Origin of the sequence: Paraburkholderia fungorum, assembly GCF_046026025.1 — a bacterium.
In the GTDB taxonomy this organism is placed as follows: domain Bacteria; phylum Pseudomonadota; class Gammaproteobacteria; order Burkholderiales; family Burkholderiaceae; genus Paraburkholderia; species Paraburkholderia fungorum_E.
Genome location: NZ_JAQQFL010000003.1, coordinates 224,099 through 247,522, shown reverse-complemented (window position 1 = coordinate 247,522; position 23,424 = coordinate 224,099). Strand labels below are relative to the sequence as shown.

Genomic DNA, 23,424 nt, shown 5'->3' with positions numbered 1-23,424 from the left:
CGTCGGCCTTCAGCGAGTGCTTAGGCGTCCGTGTGCCCTTGGCGCCGTAGGGTGACATGCGTGGCCTTCTCCGACGCGACGAATTCAACGCATTCGTATCCCGCAGCCCGTAAGTCAATCCCTCCGAACAGCGTTTCTCCCCGGCCGAGCAGGACCGGCGAGATAGCAATATGCAGTTCATCGATGAGACCTTCACGCAAGTACTGGCGGATTGTGTCCGGCCCACCGCCGATCCGCACGTCCTTTCCGGCAGCGGCCTCGCGTGCACGGTCCAGCGCCTCGCGAATGCCACCTGTTATGAAGTGGAACGTCGTGCCGCCTTCCATCTCGATGGGGGCCCGAGCATGATGGGTCAAGATGAAGACGGGCCCGTGATACGGCGGATTGTCTCCCCACCAGCCTTTCCAGTTTGTGTCCGGCCAGTCCCCGCGAATGGGTCCGAACATGTTCCTTCCAAGAATCCAGGCCCCGACATTCTGAAAGCCACGGGCGGCGAAATCATCGTCAATCCCGGTCGTACCGCCCTCGTTGCCGAACAAGGTCTGCTGGAACGTGCGTGTCGGGACAAGCCACTGATGCAGCTCCGTTCCGCCAATGCCGAGCGGATTGTTGATGTCTTGATTCGGGCCTGCTCCGTATCCGTCGAGCGAGATGGTGAAACCCGCAACGCGAACTCGTGTCATCGTTTGCCTCCGTTTAGACGCCTAACGTAATGTGGACAACAAATCGGCATGGTTTGCCGGGATTATGCGAAATATTCTGGCAGTAGAGTTTTGCCCCCTTCGCATAGCTACGACGAACGACGGGGGCGCGATTCGACATGGTCCCGGGCACGGACTCAGAGGACCCGTGGAGGGTTGGCGTGCCAGATGTTGCCGTGACTTAGCCTGGCCAGCGTCCCGCCCATGGCGCGGATTGCTCCAGCTCGTAAGCCAACTCGAAAAGCATCCGCTCATTGCCGAGGCGGCTGGCGAAATGACTGCCGATCGGCAGCCCGGAGGGTGACACCCCCAACGGAACCGACATTGCCGGCACGCCCGCGGCGTTATGAACCGGCGTGTAAGAGGCGTAGTGGCGCAGCCGTACCCCCATCACATCAACGGGCGTCTGCGGCCCCAGATAGCCAAGCGGCGGAGCTTCACTGTGAAGGACTGGCGAGAGCATCAGGTCGAAGCGCTGAAAGAAAACGTCAAATCGTCGCGATAGTTCGGCGAAATAGCCCACGGCATCGCGCAATGCTCGCGCCGGCTTGTGTCCGAAATGTTCGGAGACGTAACGTGTCCAAGGCTCAAGAACGGCGTCTGGATCGACCGCCATCGACTTCGCCTGGTCAACGATTTCATCGGCCCAGACACCCCAGAGCACGAGGTAGTTCCTGGCTGGCGTAAGCGACAGGCAGCATGCCTGACGCCACGGCAGCGGCGGCCCCGCCAGAGGAGCCGCCGCTTGAATGGTTCAGATCCCATGGATTGTGGCAAGCACCCAGTAAGACGGATTCGGTCGTGGCGTTCAGACCGAACTCAGGCGTGTTTGTCTTTCCGAGGACCAGAAAGCCAGCCGCGATCGAGCGCGCCACGATCGTCGATGTCGTGGTCGAAATGTGATTGGCGAACAGCCGCGAGCCGGAGGTTCGGCGCGTTCCTTTCAGGTCGGCCAGATCCTTGATCGCGTACGGTACGCCCTTGAATGGGCCATCCGGCAACGGGCCTTTCGCGGCCGTTCTTGCCTGATCGAAGAGGGATAAAACGATCGCATTGACTTTGGGATTCAGTGTTTCGATGCGCGCGACCGCGTCTTCCAGAAACGCCGACGGCGTGACTTCGCCTTTGGCGATCAGCTCGGCCTGGGCTGTGGCGTCCAGTCGGGCGAGTGGTGACGCGCTGGCGATGGCAGTAGCGCCAACTGAGGCGAACGCCTCGGCGTTGAGGAAGATCAGCGCCCCAGCGACGGCCTGGACGCCGCGGTGCAAGGATTCTCTTCGATCCATATCACCCCTCGATCTGCGACTGAGCGTGAAGTAATCAGCACAACCGGAATGGGTTGGAACACAGTCTCCGGATCATAGACTGAAAACTTGACGGCGCCAGCCGCGCCTAGGGACAGGATCGTGTCGGTGAGCGGCTCTGATCGACCCGTTGCAGCCCATCTTTGTGAACTGGTCAACGTCCGCTTTTCGGAGAGAAAATTGCCAGACCCAACTCACCGCAGTGGCGAATTGATGGTCGGTATCCAGATAGTGGATGTCGCCTCATAGAAGTTCTCAGGCCCGCCTTTTGGCGGCCAGATTCCATCAGCGAAAGACTTCGCACGTATCGCGATGCGTTCATCCAGGCTTTCCCAAGGCCATATGTGCGTGATGCGCGGCACGCCATCAAGCGCGTACATATTGACTGTCAGACGGGACCGTTTTGACCGCTCGGGCATCGCGGCCTCCCACGCCTCAATAGTAGGCGCCAGTCCACCTGGTCTTAGCCAGTAGGTGCGAAACTCGTAGTACCTGCCGAACGAACCCGGCTCGACGGGAGGAAGGAAAGGAAAGCCAGCGTAGCTCTCCATCTCAATCGTACAGGTGCTGTCGGCCGCCCCGAAAGGATTGGCGTGATGTAACGCACGCGTTCTTTCCTGCGACAGTGTCCCGGGATCGACGAACCCCCGCAGAATACGCACGCTCCCTAGCCGCCCGTTTTCCGAAGTCCATGCGCCGAGCCAGCACCCCGCGGCTTTGGGATGATTGAGGTAGGTCTCCGCGTTCGCGATCACCTCCGGCAGTTTCAGAATATGCGACGACAAGGTGACCAGTTCGTAGAACATGTCAAATTCTCCTGAGTCCGTGAACGGTCACCAGACGACCGCTACAAAGGAGACTAGACTTGCCCTGGTCGCTTGGGAATTCCTCATCGGTTCACAAACTCTGTTAAAAAATCGCTATGTTCGATTGGCAAGATTTGCAGTACTTTCTGACACTTGCGCAGACCGGAACGCTCTCAGGCACTGCCAGCAAACTGTCAGTCGAACACGCCACCGTTGGGCGGCGTGTAACGTCCCTGGAGTCGGCGCTCGGATTGAAACTGATTCATCGACTCCCTCGTAGCATCCGTTTGACCGAAGATGGAAAAGCTATCGCCGCGCTCGCCCGATCAATGACCCACGGCGCTGAGACAGTTGAAACATATGCGTTGCGGGCGTCGTCCGCGCTGTCCGGAACGGTCCACATCAGCGTACCGCCTACGGTGGGTAACTACTGCATCGCACCGCACATACGCACGTTCCGTGAATCGCATCCGGCCTTGAAGATCGTGATGGAGGGATCGCCCGACATAGCACCGCTGGACCGCGGCGTCGCAGATATTGCCGTTCGTATGGTCAAGCCGGAAGAAGGCGGCCTCGTTGCCCGACGGATAGGTACAGTCCGATTTGGTCTATATGCCAGCCACACCTATGCGGCTCGCCCTTCTGCGCAATGGGAGTTCATCGTTTATGACTCGTCGTTGGACCATGTAAAACATCAAAAGTGGCTACGCAAAAATATCGACGGACGGCCTATCATATTCGAAACGAGCGACGCGATTGGGCAGCAGATGGCCGTACGCAACGGCGTCGGGGTTGCGGTCCTGCCTACGATGATCGGCGATAACGACGCAGAACTGGCCAGACTTGACATTGGATCCGAGCCGCCCGAAACAGGGCTTTGGCTGGTGACCTACCCCGACCTGCGGCGTACGCCAGCGATCAAGGCTGTTATGGAATTTTTAGTCCACTGCATCGGTCGTGAAACCCATTACACAGATAAGGACGCTCGCAAATAAATCGCCGTCGCCGAACGGTTCGCTTTACTCCCCGATAATGCGATCCTCCGGAAAGCAGCCATTCACTGAATGGCTCGCGAACGGCCGAAGCTGGCCGCGTGCTGCCTCATGCAATCGACATGCACAGGCTGAAATTCGCAAGTCGACGATCGGCAGCAAGCGACCCTGAACGGTCAACGGCCTCGCTCCACAACGGCCATTCGACACGAACGTCGAACACTGGCTATCGCGTCAAGCCGATGGAGATATGGAACCGTTGCGGGCCGCCGTTAGGTAGTCGTCAACCCGCTTCAACAACAACGCGCAGCGTTGCATCGTCCCTTCACTATCATTCAATTCGTGACGTTCGAGGATATCGAATTCCTGAATAGTTGAACCGGCCGGGAACTGCTGCCAGCTTAGATCGATGTGGTACCAGTCGTCGCCAACACGAAGCCCGTTCCAGAAGTGAACGTCTGCGGCCTTTCCGGTCCATACCTTCCCTTTGATGATTTCCGTTTCGGGGTAGTAATGCTGCACCAGCCGCGACGTTGGATAGCACTGACCGAAAGCAGGATTGTCCACTTGCTCAACCCCTAAATAAGCCGTCCGCTTGTCCCAGGAGGCGGCTAGCGCTTCACGAAGGCAGAGCATGAAATCCGGGTTGCGCGCCATAGTCACGTCCAATCTATCGCATTCGATGGGGTTCGCCGTTCATCGATTCGCGTCGGACAGAAGTCGACCCTGTACAGCGGTCAACCAACTTTCTCGACAACGAACGTTCACGCAAATTTTGTGTCGCTCCTCGTGAACCAGTCAGCAACGTGTTCAATCGCTCCGTCGAGTTTCCCTAATATCCGGAAGCTCAGTTCGGCGACCTCAGCAGTCGGTGGCTTTAGGTCTGGAACGATGACCACTGCTATGCCAGCGCTAGCGGCCGCGTGCGCGCCGTTATCGCTATCTTCAAAGGCTAGACAAGCATCCACCGGCACACCCAGCCGATGGGCTGCAAGTCTGTAGACCGCCGGATCGGGTTTCCCACGATCCACCTCATCGCCGCCAGCGATCACCTTAAAAAATTGAAGCACGCTTACACGCCCAAGGCGCGATCTAATCTCATCCAAAGGAGATGAGGAAGCGACAGCGCATGGAATGCCTGCTCTCGCTAACTCAGTCAGTAGGGTCCACGCTCCAGATTTCAGCGGAAATATCGGATGCACTGATGGCTTGCCCAAGTGCTGCCGGACCCGGGCCAGCGCCTCCCGAAATGTAGCCGCCCCGCCGAGCAGCTCTGTCAGTATCAACTCGCATTCCGTCGCCGACCTTCCGACAATCCGAAGGTAATCGCTAGCCGACAATGCGATCCCAAAGTCCAATCCCACTCTGATCCAAGTGTTCATAATCGCGCGCTCTGAATCGACCAGCAGGCCGTCCATGTCGAAGATCGCCGCTGAGAACATCTGCTTCACTCCCTGAACTCCCGTCGCGAAACCGCACTGTATCAAACGTAGCGTCGAGAAAGCGGTCTGCTGCACGGACGATCGGGAGGTAACCCATGGTGTACCGTGAACGCTTCGGAAATGAGCGCCGATTTTAGATCACTCGAGCCGCCGAATGGCGGTCTTGTCCCAGTCAGATGATTGTTGACGATCTGGCAAGCGACCGCGACCCGCGGTTTTTGGCCGAACTCGGTGTCGCCGAGCGCGAGGTGGTCCGATGGGCCGCTTAGGGACACGACGAGCGATCACTGTCGTCCTCACCACGCGAATGACCATCGACGTCGGGAGCCCGCCGTAAAGCGTGGCCACGCGCGAGACTACGATTTCCGCCAGCGGATATTTGAGAACGCACAATGCAAAGTAGGTGAGATTTTCACTCCATGGATCGCCAATAGTCTTGCGGACTGTCGGACCGATAATTCCAGCTAAAAACCGCAGGTGATTGTTCTCCGCTAACCTGACCTTTCGCAAAGCTAAACGTGCAGCACCTGTGTGTTCCTATCGAGAATGGGCGAATGGTCTAAGACGACAAAAGACGAAACGTCACGTTATTTTGCAGGTAAAGACCGGACAAACGTGAGAGCCGAATTCAATAATTTCTGACGTAGCGCGTCGTTTCCATAAACCTCCGACGCGGCCCGTACCCAGCCGTGCATTCGCCGGCCGCGCGAGACCATCGGAACGATACCCGGTAACTGAAGTGCCCAACCGTCGTTGTCCTTGCCTAGTCGCACCAACATTCCATCTTCACGGGCGCCGCACAGGAGGTTGCCATTCGCCAGCCATGCCCACCCACCGAACATGGCCTTCTCCGCGATGTCCTGCTCGGACCTCAAGTCGTCGCTCAACAATTCTTCCAGACCTCTATCACGCGTCACGTCGTTCTCCTACCCGCCGTTCGATACGAACCTTCCCGAACCCTAAAGCATTCGAGTCTCTGGAGACACCATCGACAGCCGATGAGTGATAGTTTCGACGACCTGCTCAACGGAAACGTTAGCTGTGTCGACGACAAGATGCGCTGATTCCCATGGATCATACTGACGTTCAAGCACACCCTTCCAAGTCGGCAGCTTGTGGCCCGGGATATCTGCTTGTCGTGCTTCGACCCTCAAACGGTGCGCCGTCGCATCAGAACACATCAACTCAATTTCGAAGATGGGCACACCGGCTTCGAGCGCAACACGTCTCCAGGCGTTACGCGTCACATGCAGCGCATTGACCGAGTCTGCGATGACGGTCAAACCAAGGCGCAAATTGTCTTTCGCGACCGCATATCCGGCCAGGTAACCGGCAGGTCCGACATCCGCCCCACCGCTCCCGGATGCGATAAACGCCTGTTCCAATGTATCGATACGCAGATAAACCGCGGCGAGTTTGCGAGCCAGTGTTTGCGCTACCGTTGTCTTGCCGGTGCCCGGTAGTCCTGCGAAGGCGATCAACATTTTCGACGCTCCCAGCATATCGAGTTTTGTCTGATTGTCGCGGATTCCTGCCGCGATCTCCAGTGGGCAGTACGGGCAGCACTGAGACGGGCGAAACCTGTCTCAGTGCACGAATCTTCGACGGATTCGGACGCGCCGTTCTGCCGCTCGCTGTTTTTCACCATCGCCTAGTTTGGCTCGGCGACCGGTTCCTGCGCTGCGTCGTCTCTTGATGCCGCGGCGCTTTCCGACGACGGGCTTTTGCGCTGTGAAGCTTTACCGGCAACGATAGAATCTCCCGCTCGCTGCGCCACCTCTTCTGCAAGCAGGTTCGCTGCATGGCGCGCCGTGATGCGGCTTTGCGGAACGCCCTTCGCGTCGAGCGCAATCACCTTGTACAACTCACGGTCGCATTCGAGTTCCTGCTGATATTGCTCCGCCGTGTCCACCAGCAATTCAAGAAGCGTCTGACGGCGCCGTCTTTCCTCAAGTGTTATGGAAGGATTCCTACATATCGAGGACGCAAGTGTGATCACGGTATCCAATTGACTCAAGTGCCGGTTGCATAAATCGAAAGCGGAAAGGGCAAGTTTTTCGTACTGGAGTGCGTCGACAGGCGGGCGCGAAGCGGGTTGGTTTTTTGTGGACTTGCTCATGGTGCGATCTCCCTGTTACTTGCTGGATCGCCCGACACTCGCTTGCAAAGGGGGTGAGCGGGCACGTAGCAGGTTAGCAGACCGGGTCGAAAACAATCCGGCGAGCCTTGCGGCTCCCCACCACGGCCCGCCCATAGAAATGTAGACGTGCAGAGGTAGACGCACGACCCGCCTGAGCGGGTGTGCGGTTTTCGACTACAGGCTGCTAAACCCGGTCGCCAAGTGTTTCCCGACGACTTGATAATTATAAGGCAGCCCACCGGGGTTGACTTCAACCTTGTAGGCTAAATGTTTGATTTGGCCGAACGGATAAGGAGATGTAGGACGCAAGCGGCGAGTGTTCCGCGGAAGCCGCCAATCGTTCATCGGCGTTCGCATAGCCATCAACTGCCGCTAACGGGACGCTCGACATGCCACAGTTCCGAACACTCGATGTCAACTTCGGCGAGTGTGCCTTGTCGAGCCCTACCGGTCGTCGACGGAACCGATGGCAATGGCAGATGCTAGCGGGAAACCGGTCAACTGGAAGCTCCGCCAGGAAAGACCTCCATCGTCCCTCCGATGGATACACGCTGAATTGTCAGTAAATCGGGTATTCCCAAATCCGCGCAATTCGGTAATCTGCGAGGTTTCAGTGAACGAAAAAGTCTCGCTGCCTGAATGCCACCATTCGGATCCTCCATGACTGAGCCTCGTCTGACATTCCTTGACCAGAATGAATGGGAAAGCTGGTTGACGCAAAACGGCGGTACCTCGACCGGAATATGGCTGCGCCTTGCAAAAAAGGGTGCCGGGCAGCCTACCTTGACTTACGAACAGGCGCTGGAAAGTGCCCTGTGTCATGGCTGGATCGACGGTCAAAAACAGACTGAAAGTGCAGAGTACTGGTTGCAACGCTTCACTCGACGCTCGGCAAAAAGTATCTGGTCCAGGCTCAACACAGACCGGGCCGAAGCGCTGATCGCCGCAGGCAGAATGCTTCCTTCGGGCATGCGGGAAATCGAGAAAGCCAAAGAGGATGGCCGCTGGGAGGCGGCCTATACGTCGGCCAGCAACTCGGTCGTGCCGGATGACCTGCAGGCCGCACTGGATGCCAATCTCAAGGCCAGCGCGTTCTTTGCGACGCTGAACAGCCGAAACCGCTACGCCATCCTGTTTCGGATACAGAATGCCAAAAAACCCGCAACACGCGTGCGAAAGATTGAGGAGTTCATCAGCATGCTGAATCGCGGCGAAACCATTTATCCCTAGACCAGGACGTTCGACAGGCGGTGAACGTCGCCGGACGATGCCGCGCTCAGGGCGGATAACCCGCAGCGCGCTCCGATATCAGCCCCTATCCAGCGTTGCATGCCCGACGCATCAGCAGCAGCTTTCGAGGATGCGACCACCATTCCTTTGCCTGCGGCGGCAGCCGACAAATCACCGAGACCTTACCCACTCTCACTCATGCGCCAGATGGCCCTTGCGCGCCGACACGCCTCGCGCTACGTTTGAACCCAACCGGCCACCGTGCGCAGTGCTCCGACCACGGCTCAACGAACGCACCTGCGGCCAACCCATGGGAGATGGTGCGATGCAAAATCTCGTTCAAATCGCATGCGCGGCCTGCCTCGTCGTGGCAACCGCTGCGGCAGCGCAAACCTCAGCTTCACAACCCTCCGCGGGCGGGACGCCCGACAAGATGCCATTCGATATTCCGTATGGCACGACGATCGGTCTGGACACCGCGAAAAGGCTGCTCGCGATTGCAGAAGCCGAAGCGAAAAAGCACGACTGGAAAATGACGATTGCGGTCGTCGACACGCATGGCGAACTCCTCGCGTTCGAGCGGATGGACGGCGGGCAGTACGCTTCGATCGAGATATCGCAGAACAAAGCGCGCACGTCAGCAAGATTTCGTCGCGAAACCCGGGTCTTCTACAATCAGTTTGAGAGCGGACATGCGTATGTGAACACGCTGGACGCCGGGCTGGCGGCATCGCCGGGAGGGTTCCCGCTCGTGGAAGGAGGAAAGCTTGTCGGCGCGATCGGTTGTAGTGGCGGCACCGGCGATCAGGATGCCGATGTATGTAAAGCTGCCGCCGACACGATCAAATAACGCGGCGCCACTGCCTGCAACGGTCGTGACATGGTCGACGGGAAAGGTGTCGACGATTCGAAGAGGGATGACGTTATGAGCGTCGCGAAGTTATTACTATCCGCGACGCTCGACAGCATGCAACCGTGCAGGTCGATCGTATTAACTAGCGCCCGGTTGTCATCCTCAATTGCTGCTATTGGGCAGCCGGCGACACCGTGCTCGGGGTCGCTAGCGTATTGTGACTTCCGGGAAGGTTGGTGAGGGACGTCGAGCTATTGCTGGTGCTATTCGGTAGGCTCGAGTTCGGCGACCCGACGCCCATGCCGCTGTCCGAGTTGGTAGCACCGGGTGTGCCGTAGCCGCTCGTTGCGTTGGTAGCGGCGGCCGGCGAGACAGTGCTCGGGGTCGCCAGCGTGTTATTGCTCTGCGCATAAGCGCCGCCCGACAGCGCGAGTGCGGCGACGGCCGCGATTAGTGTGCTGGTTGCCTTGTTCATGACCCGTGCCTCCTTGATTGGACTGGAATTTCGATGCAAACGATCCATTCGTATTTCTCCATAGCGGTCGTTGCGCTTTAGGCCCACAACGCCCTCTTCTATGTCTCAATCAGCTCTAGCGACGTGCAATAAGGCTCTCAGGCCGGTATTTCACAGCATTGATCACATACAGTGCGCCGATAGCGCGGAATCGAGTGCATAGCAGGTGACACTAAGTTTAGGAAAGCGCTCGCTGATAATTAAGCGCATTGTTCGCAAGGGTCTATTTCGATTTCTGGAATTACCCCTAATGGGTACCGGTCCCCAATCTTGAGAACCACGCTAAGACACACGTTAATGGCGCATGTCATCGATCCTTTTATGCAGCTCCGAATTGCGATGCGACGAAAGCATCATCCGATTCACTCTGCATATCGGTGACTTCAACTTTCATGGTTATCTGGTCGATAAGCTAATGGGCCAGTTTTTCGTACAGTGACCAGACATAGCCGTCTGATTTCAGTCCTACGCGGGTAAAGCCGAGCGACTCGTAGTAGGCGCATAGCTTCGCATTCTGGACGTCGCAGTCGAGTCGCACAAAACGCCGGTTCATGCCGCTCACCTTGTTGGCACACCAATCAAGCATGAAGCTGCCGAGGCCGAGTCCGTTAAAACCGTTTCTCACACAAAGCCCATGCACATAGCCGGCGATTGGTTCTTGCGGCCCCCAGTGGCTGTCATCGTCGAAATCGAGTGAAAACGTTCCGGCGGGCGTGTCATCTTGCTCGACGACATACACTTCTCTTTGAGAAACATTGCTTAACACCCATCTCTCGGAAAATCCGTCTCCTTCCTTGCCCCACGCATAGTCGCAGTGCACGACCTTCTTTGCGTGTGCGTCATTACGGATTTTCGTAAGAGCCGGTACGTCCCCTTCCCCTGCCAAGCGGATGATTCTTTTTGTCATCACTTATCTCTTCGATAGCTACGGGAGAGCGAATGCTAGCAGTGTGCCCTTACGTTGACCCGACCACTGTTCAGATTGCGATCCGCAGCACGCCACCCGTTGCGTGCCGTCGACCCCGCGCGGCATCTACTGCGGCGTTCAAAGTACAACGGCTGTTCGCCGACTCGCGACGGTCAGTTCGAAGCGAGGCGACCACCTGGCGATTGCGCCCCTGCGGGATAGCTCTTTTGTGATGAACGTCAGGCGTTGCTTTCAGGCGCCAAGCCCCGGGCTTCGTGAAGAATCCATTTCGCAAATGCCTGTAGCGGCCCGTCACTCAACTCGATCGGCTCAGGCAGGACGAGGCAGAAGTTCTTGGTAATCGCTTTGCCGTCCGGCCAAGGCGCGACCAAACGGCCTTGTTCAAGCTCTGCCCCGATGTAAAGGCGCGGCACCAGTGCAACACCCAAGCCGGCTAGCGCCGCCTCGATCAGCATGGAATGAAGATCGTAACGCGCACCAACCGCCGAATTGCTCAGCAAGATGCCGGCCTCTTGTGCGTAAAGCTGCCACGCGTCCGGATTTTGTCGCCTGTGAAGGCGTGGCAACTCATCCAGCGATATGTTCGCATCGGCGTGTGCGAGGAGCGCCGGACTACAGACGGGCACAAGCACCTCCTCCAGCAGGCGATGTAGCCGCATACCCGCCCAGGCCGGATGCTCAAAATGGATTGCTGCGTCGAAACCGCTGCCAGCCAGAATGAAGGGTTCCATGCGTTCCGCGATATGCACGGTGATGTTCGGATGCCTATCCTGGAAGCGCTTCAGCCGAGGGATAAGCCAACGGGTGGCGAAGGTTGGGATTGCGGCGATATCAATGCTCGCACCCTCGATGGGCTGACCCATCAGATACAGGCTGTCCCGTTCCAGCCGATCCAGACTCTCGCGAACCTGCACCGCGTATCGCGTGCCATTGGGTGCAAGCCGAACGCGATTTCCAACGCGCTCGAACAGCGCGACACCCAAAAACGCCTCCAATCGACCGATCTGACGACTGATGGCGCCTTCGGTCAGCGCTAACTCCTCGGCCGCGCGGGCGAAGCTGCCGTGTCGAGCCGCGGCCTCAAAAGCCAGGAGTGCGGAATTGCTTGGAATCTTACGTCGCATTGGGGTCTCGCCAGCTGGTATGCATTCGACGCCAGCTTGAGCAAACATCACTGAAGGCTGACTTTATATCGCTATATACACCGAAAATCCCAGATTAGCATGACGTTACCGCAATGAGCATGGGTCGTTTGCAGCAATATGCTCACCCGTCACGAAGGATAATCTGATGATCTACACCGTGGAATGCAGCTTCGCCGATCCCAACAGCGAAGCCGAATGGAACGACTTCTACAGCCTTGAAAAACTGCCCGCTCTCATCTCGGTGACTGGCTTTCACACACGGACATCCCGTCTTCGCGGAAGTCCAATATCGCCTCGAGACGTTTCGCACGCCCCCGGTAATGAACCGTTTCATGGAAGCCCTGGACGACGCCATCGCGCGCTGCACGGGTCTCACTGCACGCATCCGTTGTTTCGGTTATGCCGCATCGACTATTCACGCCCGAAATTAGGAAGTTTTCTGGAGAAGCATTGTGTCCGCCTTTACCTTTCCAAGTCAGCGAGTCGGGGATTTCACGATCACCGCAATCAGCGACGGCTACCTCACCGCCAGCCTGGACTTCCTCTCCAATATCGATCCATCCGAAGCCTTCAGAATGCAAGGTGATGCAGGGCAGAAGGAGCCTGCCGCCGTGCATATCAACTGCTACCTGGTACGCGGAGCGGGCCGCACTATTCTCATCGACGGTGGGGCTGGTGGTATCAAGCAATGGGGCGGCCACCTGAGAACTAATTTATCGCTTGCTGGCGTCGAAGCATCCGAGATCGATACGATCCTGCTCACACACGCCCATCCCGACCATGTTGGAGGGCTAGTGGACACAGCCGGACACATTGCCTTTCCGAATGCAGAGCTTGTTGCTCATCAGCGAGAGGTCGAGTTTTGGCAGGACGACGGAAATCTAAGTCGTGCCAACGAACGCGCCCGCGGTAACTTCGCGATAGCACGTCAAGTGTTCGACGGCTATCGCGACAAGCTCCGTACTTTCGATGAGGGAGAAGTACTTCCCGGTATCCGAGCGATGTCGCTACCGGGACACACAGCCGGACACTCCGGATATCTTCTCGAATCCCATGATCAAGGCCTGCTTGTCTGGGGAGATATTGTTCATTTCCCTCACATCCAGATTGAACGGCCAGACGTATCGATTGCATTCGATCAGGACCCGTCTCTCGCAGCCACGACACGATCGCGGCTTCTCGACCTGGTCAGTTCGGAGGGACTTTTGATCGCCGGCATGCATTTGGGGGAACTCGGCTTCGCGCGAATCAAGCGAACGAGCGGAAGCTACGGTCTGTTTTACGAGACCGAAGCATGAGGTTGCGAACAGAAGCAATCATGTCTGAGACCACTTCCGCGCTGTGCACTGGAGCAACGTCGGTCGGATACGAAGACAGTGGATGAATTCGTTAGCTGACGCCCTGCATGGCCGCCGCTAGCGCTTTCATCGCCAGCATGTACGGGTACGGGCCATGGCTGATTCGGGCGGCGCCGTTTTCCGCGAGTGCAGCAATGGAAGGCGTTTCTCCCAGACGCATGATGTTGACCGGGAGAGGCGATGCAGCCGTCAACTCGCGAATGAGCGCCGGTGATTGAAGGCCTGGCACGAAGAGACCGTCGGCCCCTGCTTTTGCATAGGCCTGTCCTCGCGCCAGCGCTTCCTCGACCATGCGACTATCGTGCTCTTCCGGTGGGCGTGTGAAGAATACGTCGGTGCGTGCATTGATGAAGTACTCAACTCCGGCGCGATCAGCAGCACTTCGCGCGGCGGCGATACGGGCGGCCGCGTCCTCGACAGCGCGCAAGGCACCCGTTGCAGGAAAACTGTCCTCAATGTTGCAACCGGCTGCCCCTGCTTCGATGCTGAGCGTTATCGTTTCGGCCACGTCCTCGAGTCTTTCTCCATAGCCACTTTCCAAATCCACGGTGACCGGAAGATCCGTCGCACGTGCGATCTTTGCGAGCACCTCCATGACGAGCGACCGCGGCATCTTCTCTCCGTCGGAAAAACCGTTGGCCATGGCCACTGACCAGCTTCCAGTTGCCAGCGCAACGGCGCCTGCCTTGGCCACGGTGGCGGCGCTTCCGGCGTCCCACACGTTGAACAGGATCAACGGATTTCCTGCGCGATGAAGCGATCGAAAATAGGCACCTTTGTCATTGCTGCTCATGCTCACCTCTCCTCGTAAATATCGGGTTCGACACTGCGCCATAGGAAACCGTCACCGTATCTAGCGCGGCGAGAAAATCCCGGGCATCAAAAATCTCTCCCAGACTTACAACACCGCCTCCCGGCGCGAACTTGCCGCTCAGCAGCCGCTCGGCCGCCTCCACGACGATCGGTGCACTGACCGCATAGATGTCGCGTCCCGTTGCCGTGACACGGCGCGTCGTTCCGCTCTGCACGACGACGACGTCTACAACGAATTGTTGAGCCGAGCGTCCCTGCTCATCGTGAGGCTTGGGTGCTGGCGTATTAGGATCGCGAATGTCGCGCAGAGCCGAAAGAGCGAACCAGGACTCAACCGTGTCGATGCGTAAATGACGCGAGACGGTGAGTACCTCCGTAAAGGGGAGCATCACCACGTCCATGTTGCCGAATGGCGGCCGGAACGACCACACGCCTTCGGGCGCAGGCTGCGGGACAGGCGCCAGCCGCCCCTCCTCCTGGATGAGTCGTATTGCGCGATTGCGTTCGCCAGTCAGGCGCGTTCCACGCGTCGGATGCCAACTGTCTAGGCCAATGGCGATATCGACTCTGTCGAGCGGCTTATCTCCGTCTGCGACTGCCGTGACGAGCAAATCGGCAAGTCCGCCATAGAACGCCGCTGCAGGGATGAGCGCCACCCCCGCAGCGCGCGCGTTCGTATCGCGTTGCTCGACCAGCGCCTGGAGCGCGGGCTGTTCCGCCGTGACGTCGAGATAAGGAATCCCGGCGCGCAGCGCAGCATCGGCGACCGGCAACGCCGTATCGAGAAAAGGTCCGGCGCAGTTAATGACGGCGTGCGTGCCGCGGAGCGCCGCATCGAGTTGCTCAGGGTCGTCAATGCCAGCAACGCGCCATGGAGTCGAGTCACCGATACCGCTTTCCCTCAAGCGCGCAGCATCACGCCCTATCCGGACAACGCCGAGGCCACGCCGCTTCAATTCCGCGACAACAAAGCTCCCCGTGTGGCCTGTGGCCCCGTACACCGCAACAGTCATTCGGTCGTTCATGGTTGACTCCGATATAAGATTGACTACGCTACAGACCTGTCTGTGTTTGTAATACAGATCTGTAGCGCCGTCAAGCTTCGAGTGCTATGCTTGGCAAAACTGTTTAGGCACAAGAGATCTTTGAGGTTGAACCCGAATGAAAAAGGAAGAACAAGCGCGCGGACTCGCACCTGATACGCGCGAGCGCATTCTGCGGACGGCCAGCGAACTTTTCTATCGGGAGGGCACGCGCGCGGTCGGCGTCGACCTTATCGTGGCGCGGGCGGGTGTCGCCAAGACGAGTCTCTATCGTCATTTCGGGACGAAAGATGACCTGATCGAAGCTTTCCTTCACCTTGAGGACGAGGACTTCTGGCAGCATTGGGATGCGGTTGCCGCACAGCACAAAGGCGCGCCGCGTAAGGAACTGGACGCACAACTTCAATGGATTGGCGAACGCATTGCGCGTCCGGGATATCGCGGCTGCCCGCAGATCAACATCGCTGCGGAATATGCAGACGAGAATCATCCGGCCCGCAAGGTCGCGGTAGCCCACAAGCGGGAACTGCGACGGCGGCTCGCGGATCTGGCGCGAGAATTGCGCGTCGAAGCGCCGGAGACTTTTGCTTTACGGCTGGGCACGGTCATCGACGGCGCACTCAGTAGCGGGCAAGCGCTGCACGCGGAGGGGCCCGTACGGTTCCTGCAGGAACTGGCGCAGATACTGATCCCGAAAAAAACAAGGAAGTGACCTACGCATCCTGTTGCGCAAAGGTGGGGCTTCGTTCTTGCTCGACAAGATCCGCATCTGCAACCCTGCTCTTCATTCGAACGTATGCACTACGAATGACGACTTGTTTGTTATCAACCAGCTACCGTCCACCTTATGCAGGACGAAGTGATCGTTGAACAGCTTCTTTCCGATCCGCACCCTCACTGTTGCCGTTGAAAGGCTGTCCGAGATGTTCTCCATGGAGAGGATCGCCTCATCTCTGGGCGCGCCTGTTGATTGAGGACTCGGCCTCCCGTTGATGAGCGCCGCATAGTCCAGCGACGACAAAGTGTTCAGTTGGCCTTCGTGAAGCCACTGGACAAGACAGCTCGGGTGGAAGACCTTATTGAAGTCACGGCTCTTCGGCTCATAAGCCAAATTGAAATAGTCCTCAATCAAAGCAACTACGGCATAGGTCTGGGTCATTGCCAGCTTTCCTCAATGGTTGAAAGAACCGTATAGTGAAAGATCCTCCCGCTCTCGGCTACTGCGAATCGGTTATCGCTGTCATTACCGGAACACATAGATCATGGAAGACCTCGATGGACGACTTGTAAGCGGCTTGCTTGCCCTTGCAGCCGTAGCCGAAACCAAGAGCTTTGGCCGTGCTGCATCTCGTCTGGGCAAGACTCAGCCTGCGGTGAGCCGCGCTATCCAACGATTGGAGGACCGCCTGCACGCGAAGCTCCTGCAACGCACCAGCCGACACGTTGAAGTGACGGACGCTGGGCATGAGCTGTTATCAAAAGTGCTGCCGTTACTCCAGGGGATTGAAGAGGCGACTGTCGGAGCCTCGAACCAGACCTCAGTCGTCAACGGAACACTGCGTGTGGCGTGCGATGCTGTGTTCGCCCGCCTTGTGTTAGCTCCGGAGTTGGCCCAGTTCCTGAAGGACCACCCGGCTCTTCAACTGAAGCTGGAGACCAGGAACGATCTCTCAGACTTGGTGAGCGACGGATTTGATCTCGCCATACGGTTTGGACCGCCATCCGTTTCTACCTTGGTCTGTCGCAGGCTATACAGTCCGCGGATCCTGACTGTGGCCGCGCCGTCCTACCTGGAGCAACGCGGTCGACCGAGGTCGCCGAAAGATCTGGTCGATGATGGCCACGAATGCATCCTGGCCATCGACCCGGCTACCGGCAGGCCCTTCGAATGGGAATTCTGGCGTGGCAATGAGAAAGTGAAGGTGGCCGTTAGCGGGAACCTAACCGTCACGGATGCGGGAACCAAAATTGGGGCTTGCCTTGCGGGCTACGGAATCACTCAGGTGATCGACCTCGGAATCGACACGCACCTGCGTGCAGGTACGCTAGAGCCCGTCCTGACGGACTGGCCTGACGAGACGTTCCCTCTTTATGTCTACTACCCCAGTCGGAACCACGTTCCGGCCAAGGTAAGAGCGTTCATCGACTTTATTGCCCGCATGATGCCTGGGCCGCAATCGGAAGCTCGCCACGCAATCGGGGCGTATGAAGTCCCGAGTTGAGGACTTCATAGCCGCCATGTTGACATCTTAAATGCGTTCTACGGCTGTGTCCTTTACAGGCTGCAGTCGCATCCATATCCCCCATGCCCCCCGATCGTTGCTGGGCTAAGACAGGGTGATTCAGCGAAGCTATCATGACGAGCACGAGGAATATGGACCGGAAAACGTACTTCACTCAGCCGGCTCTTGCGAGAAGATTTCTTTGGCCGCAAACAGTCCGTTGAGCGCAGCGGGGAAGCCGGCATAAACAGCCATTTGCATGATGACTTCCACAATTTCTTGCCGCGAGCAGCCTACGTTACGAGCGCCGTGAATATGCACCTTCAGTTGCGGCGACGCGTTGCCCATGGCGGTGAGAGCCGCCACCACGGCGAGCTCTCGAATCTTAAGGTCAAGCCCCGGCCGCGAATAGATATCACCAAACGGAAATTCAATGATCAGCTGCGCAAAGTCGGGGGCAATATCTTTCAAGCTTTCGATGACGTTTTCGCCAGCTTGACCATCGACTTCCTTCAACTTCGCCCAGCCTCGGACATAGCGTTCGTTGTTCATCAGATTACCGTTCATAAAATCACTCCCGTGTTTGTTTCAGTACGTCTACTGTATGTTTCGCCACACGGGTTCATCCAATACCTTTTCTGTGATACCTTTTTGGTATGAATGAGTCAATCGATCTGCGCCAGTTCCGGTACTTCATCGCCGTCAGCGAGGAGCTCAATTTTGGGCGAGCAGCGGCGCGTCTCTTCATTTCCCAACCGCCATTGAGCAGGCAGATCCACCAGTTGGAAGACCAACTCGGCGTTGAGTTGTTCGTGCGGACTAAGGCTGGCGTGACGCTGACGAAAGCGGGGGCGGCATTTCTGCCGGAAGCGAGGCGTACAGTGGCTCAGGCAGAGAAAGCTATTGCGGTTGCAAAGGCTGCGCGAGGTGTCGAGTGCGGTCAATTTACCGTGGGCTACACGACGGTATTCGATCGAAGTGCCATTCCTGATGTGTCCGCGCCGTTGCAGAAGTGCTTTCCAGACTTGCGGGTCGTCACCAAGGGCAAGCACTCGATCAGCCTCGTCCGGGATATCAAGAATGGAACGATGGATGTCGCCTTCATTGGCTTGCACACCGAGGCCAAAGGTCTCAAGGTCGAGACGCTGCTTGAGGAGCCTGTCATGGTCGCGTTGCCCGCCAGTCATTCTCTGGCTCATAAACGCCGGGTTGGATTTGATGATCTCCGCAAGGAGCCAATATTCAGGTTTGAGCGTCGGCTGAATCCGGGCTTTTACGACCACTGCCAGGCATTCTTCGAACATATAGACTTCAGGCCCCGCACCATTCCGGAGCCGGACGACCACCACATCCTGCTTGGTCTCATCGCAGAGGGGCAAGGCATCGCGTTCATCCCCGCATCACTGCAGAACGTCAAGCGCCAAGGCGTTGTCTTCCGACCACTCAAGGAAGAAGGTAAGCGGTTGACCAGCGGCATCGCCGTCGCTTATTCGGAAAGTAACCAATCGGCAGTTCTGGCCCAGTTCCTTGTGCTTGCAATGAATTGGTCAACTGTCCGAAAGTGAAACGGCACGGCGTCATGCGGCGTGCTCGATGTAGGCTTGGTTTGGTTAGCAGTGCACGCACGACGGCCACGGAGTCGCACTGAGTGACGGGGCGGCCCCATCGGCATTCGTCGCGCGTGTCGGCACCGAACCCCGCGACGATCGGCCGATGCAATCCGACGCTGGGTTGCGACGAGCCAAGCCGGCTGTTCGCATTCCTCTGAATCAGGCTCTTGTGTCCGCGGGACCTTCCGGCAGTGGTCACTGAGCCGATGAGTCTGCCTTTACCTCGAGCTGGTCTCTCTCAGGTCCTCCAGGCGCTTGATCAATTGCTCCGGCAAGCGTCGCGCTCGTGCGATGTCGACTGCGTCACGACCATTGAAGTCGGCAATAGAAGAGTTCGCCCCGGCTTTAATCAGGAGTTCCAGTGTCTTGAGCCGCTTGAGCCTCGCCGCGTAGAAAATAGGAGTTTCGCCGTGCGCGCGCAAGTTGAGTTCGGGTTTTGCCTTGAGCAAGGTCCGGCACATCTTGTCGTCATCGCGCCATACCGCTGCCCATAGTGAGTAGCTTGCGTTCGCGCCACGCGCCACAAGGAACTTGGCCAGAGGTACATTCTCGCCGCGTGCGACTGCGTACCAGAGGGGCGTTGCGCGAAAATCACCCTCATCCTCGTCCATTGGCACCACGCCCTCAAGGTCACACCCAGCTCGAAGAAGCGTAGCCACTGTTTTGAGTCCGTGCGATTCAGCGAGCTCGATGCTGCCGGGCGTTACGCTGCAGGCAAGGTGCAGCGCAGTGCGACCCTTGGGGTCGCTCGCGCGAACCAACTCAGGCGCCTCGGCCAAAATCGCCACAACTGAAGCTTCGTCCCAGCGCTTCGCCGCAGCGAAAAGTGATGTCTTGGACGGCTGGCGCATGTGTGTCTCCTTTGGTTGATTTCCATCACCCGGCAGCGCTGTGACCCGAGCGGTCGGGCGTCAGGGCGAATGTCCGAAACTGGCCGCGTGCTGTGTGATGTAGTAGGCGTGACCGCCAGACCAAACACCGCCAATCTCGGCAACATGACGAACTTCCGCACCCTCGTCACAAAAACTTCGCGGCGCTTCCACTAAAAACATCATCTTACGGGGCCCCCCGCTCACTGACACATTTTGTGCACTGCACCCAAAGCGCGAGCAAAAAGTATCAGCGGTTTCCGCCTTTTGCAGTGGCTGGCCATTGGCCGTGACCACTACAGTTCTCCTCACCGTACGCTTGCTCTGCTCCCAATCGCAGCGCCCGTATGGCGATGCCAAAGAACATTCCAAAAGCGGAGACGAGCGTGAAACCCTTTCAATTGTTGACAGCTTGCGCATTTCTAAGCGCAAGTTTTCCGATGCTGGCGACGGCACAGACCTGCAACGTTCCCGTGCTCAAGGTGCTCGCCCAGAAGAGCCTCGGCCTGACCGTCATGGAGAAGTCGCTACCCGACTATGAAAAGCGCAGCGGCACCAAAATTGAAATCAACTACTTTGGCGAAAACGACCGTCGCTCGAAATCACGACTCGACGCATCCACGGGTGCAGGTTCCTATCAGATCTATTACGTCGATGAAGCGAACGTCGCCGAGTTTGCCTCAGCGGGCTGGGTCGTTCCGCTGCTGAAGTACTACCCGAAAGACGCCGACTACGACGACTTCCTGCCGGGCCGCCGCGCTGTAGCAAGCTACAAAGGCGTCGCCTATTTCGCCCCGCTGATCGGCGGAGGTGATTTCCTGTTCTACCGTCGTGACCTTCTCGAGAAAGCGCATCTGCCGGTGCCGAAAACACTCGACGAACTCGTTGCGGACATCAAGAAGCTCAATGCGCCGCCCAACATGTACGGCTGGGTTGCACGCGGACAACGCGGCTCGGGCATGAACGTGTGGCGCTGGGCGCCGTTCATGCTCGCCGAGGGCGGCACCTGGACCGACAAGAGCCAGGCGCCGGATTTCAATTCGCCGGCCGCGGTGAAAGCCACGCTGCTGTATCGGGATCTCTTCAAATACGCGCCGCCGGGCGCGGCAACGTACGACTGGAGCAATGCGCTCGAAGCGTTCCGTTCCGGCAAGGTCGCGTTCATGATCGAATCAACGCCGTTCGCCGACTGGATGGAAGATCCGACCAAGTCTAGTGTCGCTGACAAGGTGGGCTACGTCAGGCCGCCGGCACCGTTGCCCTCGGCCGCCTATGGCCATGGTCTCGCGATTTCTTCTGTCGGCGCCAAGGACGAATGCACACGTCAGGCGGCAGGAAAGTTCATTGCCTGGGCGACGGGCAAGGATCAGGAACAGGCCCGCCTTCGTGACAACGTCTTTAGCGACTACAACCGCTCGAGCACGATCAAGAGCGATTACTTCCAGAAGCACGTCAAGCCGCAGATTCTCGCCGGCCTGAACGATACCAACCCGGTGACGAAGGTCACGATCTGGTCAAGCCCGCAGTGGCCGGACATCGGCGACAACCTCGGTATCGCGCTGGAGGAAGTGTTCACGGGTACGCAACCGGATGTTCAGGCGACGTTGAACGACGCCGTTCAATACGCTCAGGATGCGATGGAACACGGCGGGAAGAAGTAGCGTAAGCGCCCCTTGCTGCACGACCTGTGCACCAAGGGGCAATGCAGATCCGGTCGTGGTCTCACGGGAATACCAAGTTCGCGGACGCTACGCTGTTGGAGAAGTCAATGTTCAATCGGGGCAAAACCAGCCTTCCGTTCGTATTTCTTGGGCCGCCTCTTGCCGTGATGGCGATCCTCGGCCTGGTGCCGACCATCGCGGCAATCAACCTCGCGTTGAAGAATCGCGTGCTGCGCTACCCGGACAGCGAGTACGTCTGGCTGCGCAACTTTTCCCGGTTGCTCTCGGATAGACGGTTCCTCAATTCCATCGAAGTGTCAGCGATCTGGGAATTTGTCACGGTGGTCGGCGCGGTCGCGGTCGGCATTCTGATCGCGATCTATCTGTTCGAGCAGATTCATGGCCGGATGCGTAGCGTCATTTCGCTGTTGCTGATCGTGCCCGTGCTTCTGCCGCGCGTGTCGGCGGCCTTCATCTGGAAGTTCATGTATTCGCCGCTCACGGGCATTCTTAGCTGGTTTCTTGGACTGCTGGGAATCGAGAACACGGCGTTTCTATCCGATCCGCACCTGGCGCTGTACGCGGTGGCGCTCGTCGACATCTGGCAGTGGGGGCTGTTCTTCGCGGTCGTCGTACTGAAACTACTTGAGACGTTGCCGCCCGAACCACTCGAAGCCGCTCGGCTGGACTATGCACGCACGTGGCAGGTCTACGCGTATATCGCGCTGCCAATGCTCAAGGTGCCGATCATGAGCCTGGTGTTCATCAAGATGGTCGAATCGTTGCGCTCGTTCGATCTGGTCTACGTGATGACCAAAGGCGGCCCTGGGATCACGACTGAAACCCTCGATATGTACGCCTATTCGCAAGGTATCGGGTTGTCCGGAAAGGTCTCCTATGCGTCGAGTATGGCGGTACTGATGATGGTTGCGACCACGCTGATTTTCACTTTCATCTGGAAGCGGGTGAACAAATGGGAAGACTGATTTCGCGCAGCGCCGCATGGTCGTTCGGCGCGGCGCTCGCCATCGTGGCTGTGTTTCCGATCTTCTGGGCATTTCTCAATTCGCTGAAAAACCTGCTCGATATCGTCACGCCGACGCCGCGTTTCATTTTTACGCCGACACTCGACAACTACCGGCAAGTCGTGTCGAGCCCCGAGGTTCTGATTGGACTCGCCAATAGTCTTTCTATCGTCGGTTGTGCTGTCTTACTGGGCGCGTTGCTCGGCGTACCCGCGGCTTATGTGATCGCGCGCTATCACGTGCCGGGCAAGCGCGACATCCAGTTCTTTCTATTGTCGCTGCGGTTCCTGCCGCCGGTCGCCGTCGCCATCCCCTTGATCGCGATCTGGGTCGACCTCGGCCTCTACGACACGAAGCTGTCGATGGTGGTGACCTATCTGCTGGTCACGTTGTCGACCATCACGTGGTTGTCCATTCCGGTATTTCAGCGTCTGCCACGCGAAATCGAAGAAGCCGCCACGCTGGATGGTTACGGCCCGTACGGCGTGTTCTGGCGCATTGCCTTGCCGATCAGCGCCACCACGCTGATGGGAGGCATCGTGTTCAGCTTCGTACTGGTCTGGAATGAACTGATGATCGCGCTCGCCTTGACGTCGTCGAACAGCGCGACGCTGCCGGTCGTCGCCTCCGCGTTCACTTCGCTCGGGCAGGAGGTGCCGTGGGGCGTGATCAACGCGTCCACCGTCCTGCTCGCGCTTCCTCCGATCATTTTCGTCGGCGTCCTGAGCCGGCTGTTGAATTCAATGCTCAAAGGCAAGTAAGGAGATC

The 23,424-nt window shown here is 58.0% G+C and carries 27 protein-coding genes and 1 pseudogene; 11 read left to right on the top strand and 17 right to left on the bottom strand.

The annotated features are described in order from the left end of the window. Positions 1-20 precede the first annotated feature (20 nt). From PQR67_RS05350 to PQR67_RS05335, 4 genes are all read right to left on the bottom strand, one after another. Entirely contained in the window at positions 21-683 is a 663-nt protein-coding gene (locus PQR67_RS05350; protein ID WP_408455469.1) for a dihydrofolate reductase family protein, read from the bottom strand. A 199-nt stretch (positions 684-882) separates the two neighbouring features. Next, positions 883-1,365: an amidase family protein gene (locus PQR67_RS05345; RefSeq protein ID WP_408455466.1), complete on the bottom strand. Its 483-nt coding sequence runs from the start codon at positions 1,363-1,365 to the stop codon at positions 883-885. Further along, positions 1,340-1,987, bottom strand: a complete 648-nt coding sequence (locus PQR67_RS05340; RefSeq protein WP_408455463.1) for an amidase family protein — start codon at positions 1,985-1,987, stop codon at positions 1,340-1,342. The genes PQR67_RS05345 and PQR67_RS05340 overlap by 26 nt, the downstream gene beginning before the upstream one ends. 212 nt (positions 1,988-2,199) lie before the next feature. After that, positions 2,200-2,811: an NIPSNAP family protein gene (locus PQR67_RS05335; RefSeq protein ID WP_408455461.1), complete on the bottom strand. Its 612-nt coding sequence runs from the start codon at positions 2,809-2,811 to the stop codon at positions 2,200-2,202. A 116-nt stretch (positions 2,812-2,927) separates the two neighbouring features. Here PQR67_RS05335 and PQR67_RS05330 point away from each other — a divergent pair, with 116 nt between their 5' ends. Then, positions 2,928-3,806, top strand: coding sequence for a LysR family transcriptional regulator (locus PQR67_RS05330; RefSeq protein WP_408455459.1), 879 nt, complete (start codon positions 2,928-2,930; stop codon positions 3,804-3,806). A gap of 231 nt (positions 3,807-4,037) precedes the next feature. On the opposite strand, the gene PQR67_RS05325 is transcribed toward PQR67_RS05330, so the two are convergent. From PQR67_RS05325 to PQR67_RS05305, 5 genes are all read right to left on the bottom strand, one after another. After that, complete coding sequence (locus PQR67_RS05325; RefSeq protein ID WP_408455457.1) at positions 4,038-4,460, bottom strand: YunG family protein; 423 nt, start codon at positions 4,458-4,460, stop codon at positions 4,038-4,040. A gap of 107 nt (positions 4,461-4,567) precedes the next feature. Then, positions 4,568-5,245, bottom strand: a complete 678-nt coding sequence (locus PQR67_RS05320) for an HAD family hydrolase (RefSeq protein ID WP_408455877.1) — start codon at positions 5,243-5,245, stop codon at positions 4,568-4,570. Between the two features lie 587 nt (positions 5,246-5,832). Then, complete coding sequence (locus PQR67_RS05315; RefSeq protein ID WP_408455454.1) at positions 5,833-6,162, bottom strand: TfoX/Sxy family protein; 330 nt, start codon at positions 6,160-6,162, stop codon at positions 5,833-5,835. Positions 6,163-6,204: 42 nt separating this feature from the next. Then, entirely contained in the window at positions 6,205-6,729 is a 525-nt protein-coding gene (locus PQR67_RS05310; protein ID WP_408455452.1) for a P-loop nucleotide/nucleoside kinase family protein, read from the bottom strand. Between the two features lie 167 nt (positions 6,730-6,896). After that, entirely contained in the window at positions 6,897-7,364 is a 468-nt protein-coding gene (locus PQR67_RS05305; RefSeq protein WP_408455450.1) for a hypothetical protein, read from the bottom strand. Positions 7,365-8,045: 681 nt separating this feature from the next. Here PQR67_RS05305 and PQR67_RS05300 point away from each other — a divergent pair. Together PQR67_RS05300 and PQR67_RS05295 are read left to right on the top strand one after the other, a co-directional pair. Next, positions 8,046-8,615, top strand: coding sequence for a YdeI/OmpD-associated family protein (locus PQR67_RS05300; RefSeq protein WP_408455448.1), 570 nt, complete (start codon positions 8,046-8,048; stop codon positions 8,613-8,615). 367 nt (positions 8,616-8,982) lie between these two features. Next, complete coding sequence (locus PQR67_RS05295; protein WP_408455446.1) at positions 8,983-9,465, top strand: GlcG/HbpS family heme-binding protein; 483 nt, start codon at positions 8,983-8,985, stop codon at positions 9,463-9,465. Positions 9,466-9,640: 175 nt separating this feature from the next. Here the strand turns inward: PQR67_RS05295 and PQR67_RS05290 are convergent, their stop codons facing one another. From PQR67_RS05290 to PQR67_RS05280, 3 genes are all read right to left on the bottom strand, one after another. After that, positions 9,641-9,943: a hypothetical protein gene (locus PQR67_RS05290; protein ID WP_408455443.1), complete on the bottom strand. Its 303-nt coding sequence runs from the start codon at positions 9,941-9,943 to the stop codon at positions 9,641-9,643. 451 nt (positions 9,944-10,394) lie between these two features. Then, positions 10,395-10,889 (bottom strand): GNAT family N-acetyltransferase, encoded by a 495-nt coding sequence (locus tag PQR67_RS05285; RefSeq protein WP_408455441.1) that lies wholly within the window; start codon positions 10,887-10,889, stop codon positions 10,395-10,397. A gap of 239 nt (positions 10,890-11,128) precedes the next feature. After that, on the bottom strand, positions 11,129-12,034 hold the full coding sequence (locus tag PQR67_RS05280) for a LysR substrate-binding domain-containing protein (RefSeq protein ID WP_408455439.1): 906 nt from the start codon (positions 12,032-12,034) through the stop codon (positions 11,129-11,131). 166 nt (positions 12,035-12,200) lie between these two features. Here PQR67_RS05280 and PQR67_RS05275 point away from each other — a divergent pair. Beyond that, positions 12,201-12,314: pseudogene (locus tag PQR67_RS05275) on the top strand (sugar ABC transporter); the annotation flags it as partial. Between the two features lie 193 nt (positions 12,315-12,507). Next, positions 12,508-13,353: an MBL fold metallo-hydrolase gene (locus PQR67_RS05270; RefSeq protein WP_408455437.1), complete on the top strand. Its 846-nt coding sequence runs from the start codon at positions 12,508-12,510 to the stop codon at positions 13,351-13,353. Positions 13,354-13,444: 91 nt separating this feature from the next. Here the strand turns inward: PQR67_RS05270 and PQR67_RS05265 are convergent, their stop codons facing one another. Then, positions 13,445-14,206 carry an isocitrate lyase/PEP mutase family protein gene (locus PQR67_RS05265; protein WP_408455435.1) on the bottom strand — a complete coding sequence of 254 codons (762 nt, stop codon included), beginning with the start codon at positions 14,204-14,206 and terminating at the stop codon, positions 13,445-13,447. Then, entirely contained in the window at positions 14,193-15,251 is a 1,059-nt protein-coding gene (locus PQR67_RS05260) for a saccharopine dehydrogenase family protein (protein ID WP_408455433.1), read from the bottom strand. Before PQR67_RS05260 ends, PQR67_RS05265 begins: the two co-directional genes overlap by 14 nt. Positions 15,252-15,387: 136 nt before the next feature. Here PQR67_RS05260 and PQR67_RS05255 point away from each other — a divergent pair, with 136 nt between their 5' ends. Next, positions 15,388-15,981, top strand: coding sequence for a TetR/AcrR family transcriptional regulator (locus tag PQR67_RS05255; RefSeq protein ID WP_408455430.1), 594 nt, complete (start codon positions 15,388-15,390; stop codon positions 15,979-15,981). 72 nt (positions 15,982-16,053) lie between these two features. Here the strand turns inward: PQR67_RS05255 and PQR67_RS05250 are convergent, their stop codons facing one another. Beyond that, positions 16,054-16,428, bottom strand: coding sequence for a nuclear transport factor 2 family protein (locus PQR67_RS05250; protein WP_408455427.1), 375 nt, complete (start codon positions 16,426-16,428; stop codon positions 16,054-16,056). Between the two features lie 103 nt (positions 16,429-16,531). Here PQR67_RS05250 and PQR67_RS05245 point away from each other — a divergent pair, with 103 nt between their 5' ends. Beyond that, a complete protein-coding gene (locus PQR67_RS05245; protein ID WP_408455425.1) occupies positions 16,532-17,491 on the top strand; it encodes a LysR family transcriptional regulator in 960 nt (319 codons plus the stop codon). 171 nt (positions 17,492-17,662) lie between these two features. Here the strand turns inward: PQR67_RS05245 and PQR67_RS05240 are convergent, their stop codons facing one another. Next, positions 17,663-18,058, bottom strand: a complete 396-nt coding sequence (locus PQR67_RS05240) for a carboxymuconolactone decarboxylase family protein (protein WP_408455423.1) — start codon at positions 18,056-18,058, stop codon at positions 17,663-17,665. Between the two features lie 89 nt (positions 18,059-18,147). Between PQR67_RS05240 and PQR67_RS05235 the strand changes: the two genes are divergently transcribed. Next, positions 18,148-19,056 carry a LysR family transcriptional regulator gene (locus PQR67_RS05235; RefSeq protein WP_408455420.1) on the top strand — a complete coding sequence of 303 codons (909 nt, stop codon included), beginning with the start codon at positions 18,148-18,150 and terminating at the stop codon, positions 19,054-19,056. Between the two features lie 263 nt (positions 19,057-19,319). Here the strand turns inward: PQR67_RS05235 and PQR67_RS05230 are convergent, their stop codons facing one another. Next, positions 19,320-19,952 (bottom strand): ankyrin repeat domain-containing protein, encoded by a 633-nt coding sequence (locus PQR67_RS05230; RefSeq protein WP_408455417.1) that lies wholly within the window; start codon positions 19,950-19,952, stop codon positions 19,320-19,322. A gap of 458 nt (positions 19,953-20,410) precedes the next feature. Here PQR67_RS05230 and PQR67_RS05225 point away from each other — a divergent pair, with 458 nt between their 5' ends. The 3 genes from PQR67_RS05225 (at position 20,411) to PQR67_RS05215 (ending at position 23,417) form a co-directional block, all read left to right on the top strand. Then, positions 20,411-21,631 (top strand): ABC transporter substrate-binding protein, encoded by a 1,221-nt coding sequence (locus tag PQR67_RS05225; protein ID WP_408455875.1) that lies wholly within the window; start codon positions 20,411-20,413, stop codon positions 21,629-21,631. Between the two features lie 107 nt (positions 21,632-21,738). Further along, a complete protein-coding gene (locus PQR67_RS05220; protein ID WP_408455414.1) occupies positions 21,739-22,617 on the top strand; it encodes a carbohydrate ABC transporter permease in 879 nt (292 codons plus the stop codon). Next, positions 22,605-23,417, top strand: a complete 813-nt coding sequence (locus tag PQR67_RS05215) for a carbohydrate ABC transporter permease (protein ID WP_408455411.1) — start codon at positions 22,605-22,607, stop codon at positions 23,415-23,417. Before PQR67_RS05220 ends, PQR67_RS05215 begins: the two co-directional genes overlap by 13 nt. The last annotated feature ends 7 nt before the right edge of the window (positions 23,418-23,424 follow it).

Coding starts and splice junctions, on each gene's coding strand:
- PQR67_RS05350 (WP_408455469.1), bottom strand. CDS start 683: ATGACACGAGTTCGCGTTGCGGGTTTCACCATCTCGCTCGACGGATAC.
- PQR67_RS05340 (WP_408455463.1), bottom strand. CDS start 1,987: ATGGATCGAAGAGAATCCTTGCACCGCGGCGTCCAGGCCGTCGCTGGG.
- PQR67_RS05335 (WP_408455461.1), bottom strand. CDS start 2,811: ATGTTCTACGAACTGGTCACCTTGTCGTCGCATATTCTGAAACTGCCG.
- PQR67_RS05330 (WP_408455459.1), top strand. CDS start 2,928: ATGTTCGATTGGCAAGATTTGCAGTACTTTCTGACACTTGCGCAGACC.
- PQR67_RS05325 (WP_408455457.1), bottom strand. CDS start 4,460: ATGGCGCGCAACCCGGATTTCATGCTCTGCCTTCGTGAAGCGCTAGCC.
- PQR67_RS05320 (WP_408455877.1), bottom strand. CDS start 5,245: ATGTTCTCAGCGGCGATCTTCGACATGGACGGCCTGCTGGTCGATTCA.
- PQR67_RS05310 (WP_408455452.1), bottom strand. CDS start 6,729: ATGTTGATCGCCTTCGCAGGACTACCGGGCACCGGCAAGACAACGGTA.
- PQR67_RS05305 (WP_408455450.1), bottom strand. CDS start 7,364: ATGAGCAAGTCCACAAAAAACCAACCCGCTTCGCGCCCGCCTGTCGAC.
- PQR67_RS05300 (WP_408455448.1), top strand. CDS start 8,046: ATGACTGAGCCTCGTCTGACATTCCTTGACCAGAATGAATGGGAAAGC.
- PQR67_RS05290 (WP_408455443.1), bottom strand. CDS start 9,943: ATGAACAAGGCAACCAGCACACTAATCGCGGCCGTCGCCGCACTCGCG.
- PQR67_RS05285 (WP_408455441.1), bottom strand. CDS start 10,889: ATGACAAAAAGAATCATCCGCTTGGCAGGGGAAGGGGACGTACCGGCT.
- PQR67_RS05280 (WP_408455439.1), bottom strand. CDS start 12,034: ATGCGACGTAAGATTCCAAGCAATTCCGCACTCCTGGCTTTTGAGGCC.
- PQR67_RS05265 (WP_408455435.1), bottom strand. CDS start 14,206: ATGAGCAGCAATGACAAAGGTGCCTATTTTCGATCGCTTCATCGCGCA.
- PQR67_RS05260 (WP_408455433.1), bottom strand. CDS start 15,251: ATGAACGACCGAATGACTGTTGCGGTGTACGGGGCCACAGGCCACACG.
- PQR67_RS05255 (WP_408455430.1), top strand. CDS start 15,388: ATGAAAAAGGAAGAACAAGCGCGCGGACTCGCACCTGATACGCGCGAG.
- PQR67_RS05250 (WP_408455427.1), bottom strand. CDS start 16,428: ATGACCCAGACCTATGCCGTAGTTGCTTTGATTGAGGACTATTTCAAT.
- PQR67_RS05245 (WP_408455425.1), top strand. CDS start 16,532: ATGGAAGACCTCGATGGACGACTTGTAAGCGGCTTGCTTGCCCTTGCA.
- PQR67_RS05240 (WP_408455423.1), bottom strand. CDS start 18,058: ATGAACGGTAATCTGATGAACAACGAACGCTATGTCCGAGGCTGGGCG.
- PQR67_RS05235 (WP_408455420.1), top strand. CDS start 18,148: ATGAATGAGTCAATCGATCTGCGCCAGTTCCGGTACTTCATCGCCGTC.
- PQR67_RS05230 (WP_408455417.1), bottom strand. CDS start 19,952: ATGCGCCAGCCGTCCAAGACATCACTTTTCGCTGCGGCGAAGCGCTGG.
- PQR67_RS05225 (WP_408455875.1), top strand. CDS start 20,411: ATGCTGGCGACGGCACAGACCTGCAACGTTCCCGTGCTCAAGGTGCTC.
- PQR67_RS05220 (WP_408455414.1), top strand. CDS start 21,739: ATGTTCAATCGGGGCAAAACCAGCCTTCCGTTCGTATTTCTTGGGCCG.
- PQR67_RS05215 (WP_408455411.1), top strand. CDS start 22,605: ATGGGAAGACTGATTTCGCGCAGCGCCGCATGGTCGTTCGGCGCGGCG.